The following is a 2,957-nucleotide window of genomic DNA, read 5'->3' as shown; positions in this document are numbered from 1 at the left end:
GCCGCCGCACGCCGGGGCGCGAGCGGATGCGGTGGTGCCGGCTCGGTACGGACCGGTCTGCGCGCCGTGGTGCCCGGGCGCCGCCGCGCCACCACGAAGAAGTCCTGCCCGCCGAGCAGCCACCAGCAGGGCGTCTGGTCCGGCCGCTGGACCCGGACCCGCTCGAAGACGTAGTAGTACAGCTCGTCGAGCGTGATGCGCTGGTCGAAGTCGTCATCGGCCGCGCCGGTGTCCAACGCCTCGATGAGCGCGGCGGTGAACACCGAACCCCGGTCCGTGTCGGGGTCGCCGTCACGGACCTCGCCACCCTCGAAGGCGTACTCGACAGCGGTGGAGGCGGTGAGGATCGCCAGACCCCGGCCCCGGCCGAAGCGTTCCTGCAGGCGCACGGACGGATCGGCCTTGGCGACCATGCCGCGCGGGAAGGCGCCGCTGTAGCAGCAGTCCAGGATGAGCAGGATGTGGCGCGAGCGGCAGGCCGCGATCCAGCGGTTCAGCTCGTCGGTCGACACCGCGCCGGCGTCCAGGTCGTCCAGGCGGGTGTCCGTCGCGCCCAGGAACAGCTCGCCCGCCGCGTCCTTGACGCCGTGTCCGGAGAAGTACAGCACCAGCACGTCGCCGGGTTCCCGGTCGGCGAAGAAGTCCCGGGTGGCGCTCGCCAGTTCGGCGGCGGTGGTGTCCACCAGCGTGCGCACGGAGTAGTCGCCGACGTCGGGATCGCCCAGCACGGCGCCGAGGGCGTCGACGTCCTGCGCGGGGGAGCGCAGCCTCCGCAGCGTGGGGTCGGTGTAGGTGCCGTTGCCGATCAGCAGGGCGTGGCCGGTCATCAGCCGGGCGTGTGCCGGTCGAGGAACGCCTCCAGCACGTGGTCGATCTGCTCGGTGGTCGCACCGGTGATCTCCAGCCGGTCGCCGTCGAGCTCCACGACGACCGAGCGGGACGTCACCGCGGTGGTCCACGCACGCAGTGTCTCGATCACCGTGGCCAGCGTCCGGCGCGAGGCCCCCACGGTCACCTCGAACCCGGTCACCAGCGCCGAGCCGAGCCCCTTCGCTCCCGGAGGCGCCTCGGCCACCGGTGCCGGGGAGGCCCGGAGCGAACCGACCGGCGCCTCCCGCAGCCTGCGGCCCAGCTCGGCGGTGTGGGCCTCGTGTTCCTCGGCGTCGACGACGGCGGTGTCGACCGTGATCGTCAACGACAGTGCGGCCATGTCCCGTGTACCTCCCCAGTGTCGACCGGCAGGGCGAGGTTACCGGGCCGGGCACGCGGCGTCACACCTCGTGCCCGCGGTGTCGTCAGCGCCGTCCGTCCGCGCCGTCCGTCACGGCCGTCCGTCACCGCTGTTCCGAGTGCCGCCACAGATCGGCGTAGCGCCCGCCCGCGGCCACCAGCTCGTCATGGGTCCCACGCTCGACGACCCGGCCGTGGTCGAGGACCACGATGACGTCCGCGCGTGCGGCGGTGGCCAGCCGGTGCGCGACCACGAACGTCGTCCGCCGCCGGGCCACCTCGTCGGTGGCGCGCAGCACCGTGGACTCGGTCGACGGGTCGAGCGCGGCGGTGGCCTCGTCCAGCAGCAGCACGTCCGGGTCGACCAGTTCCGCCCGCGCCAGCGCCACGAGCTGTCGTTGGCCCGCCGACAGGGACCGGCCGCGTTCGCCGACCTGCTGGTGGAAGCCGTCCGGCAGCGCCGCGATGCCCTCCAGCGCGCCGACCGCCCGGACGGCCTCCTCCACCTCGGCGTCGGTGGCGTCCGGGCGGCCGTACCGGACGTTGTCGGCGACCGTGCCGGAGAACAGGTGCGCCTCCTGCGGGACGACGCCGAGCCTGCCGCGCAGACCTTCGAGGTCGTAGTCGCGCACGTCCACCCCGTCGACGCTCACCTTGCCGCCGGTGACGTCGTAGAACCGCGCGACGAGTTTGACCACGGTGGACTTGCCCGCACCCGTGGCGCCCACCAGCGCCACCGTCGTGCCCGCGGGCACGTGCAGAGACACACCGTCCAGTGCGGGGGTGTCCGCGCCCGGGTAGGAGAAGTCGACGTCGATCAGATCCACCTCGCCGCGCAGCCGCGGCGGAACCGGCACGGGGTCGGCGGCGGGCGGCACCGACGTCGGGGTGCGCAGCAGGTCGCCGATGCGGCGCAGCCCCACCTTGGCCTGCTGGTAGCCGTCGAACACGGTGGACAGCTGCTGCACCGGGGAGAAGAACAGTCCCAGGTACAGCAGGAACGCCATCAGCACGCCCACCTGGAGGGTCCCGTCGGCGACCCGGCCCGCCCCGACGACCAGCACGACGACCTCGGCGATACCGGACAACAGGGTGACGAACGGGAAGTAGGTCGCGACGTAGCGCTGGGCCCGCAGCCGTGAACGCCGGTAGGCGTCGCTGCGGGAGGCGAACTCGCGCGCCGAGTGCCCCTCGCGGGTGTAGGCCTGGGCGACCCGCAGGCCGCTCACGTTCTCCTGCATGTCGGCGTTGACGGCGCTGACCCGCTCCCGCGCCTCGGTGTAGGCGGCCGAGGCCCGTTTGCGGAACACCAGCGTGGCCACCACCAGCACCGGCAGCACCGCGAAGACCGCGAGCGCCAGGCCCGGATCGGTGACCACCAGCGCGCCGCCGATCCCGAGGATCGTGAGCACGCTGACCACCGCGGTGGACAGCCCGGTCTGCAGGAACGTGGACAGCGCGTCCACGTCGGTGGTCATCCGGGTCATGATCCGGCCGGCCTGCTCGCGTTCGTAGTAGTCCAGCCCCAGGCGTTGCAGGTGGGCGAAGCTGCGCACCCGCAGCAGGTACAGCACGGACTCCCCGGTGCGGGCGGTCATCCGGGTCTGCACGTTGACCACCAGCCAGTCCAGGGCGATGATCAGCGCCCCCGCCCCGGCGGCGAGCAGGATCACCGACTCCGCCCCCGCACGGACGCCGTCGTCCACGCCGCGCTGGTAGAGCGCGGG

At 73.1% G+C, this 2,957-nt stretch carries 3 protein-coding genes; all 3 read right to left on the bottom strand.

Annotated elements, in window-relative coordinates:
- On the bottom strand, positions 1-827 hold an 827-nt coding region (locus ACTIR_RS24355; RefSeq protein ID WP_161629653.1), incomplete at its 3' end, for a caspase family protein.
- Positions 827-1,210: a hypothetical protein gene (locus tag ACTIR_RS0118895; RefSeq protein ID WP_026455444.1), complete on the bottom strand. Its 384-nt coding sequence runs from the start codon at positions 1,208-1,210 to the stop codon at positions 827-829. The genes ACTIR_RS0118895 and ACTIR_RS24355, both read right to left, overlap by 1 nt.
- Positions 1,211-1,334: 124 nt before the next feature.
- On the bottom strand, positions 1,335-2,957 hold a 1,623-nt coding region (locus ACTIR_RS24350), incomplete at its 5' end, for an ABC transporter ATP-binding protein (protein WP_034241030.1).

The organism is Saccharomonospora iraqiensis subsp. iraqiensis, from assembly GCF_000430445.1.
In the GTDB taxonomy this organism is placed as follows: Bacteria; Actinomycetota; Actinomycetes; order Mycobacteriales; family Pseudonocardiaceae; genus Saccharomonospora; species Saccharomonospora iraqiensis.
This window is presented reverse-complemented; position numbering and strand designations above follow the sequence as displayed.

Coding starts and splice junctions, on each gene's coding strand:
- ACTIR_RS0118895 (WP_026455444.1), bottom strand. CDS start 1,210: ATGGCCGCACTGTCGTTGACGATCACGGTCGACACCGCCGTCGTCGAC.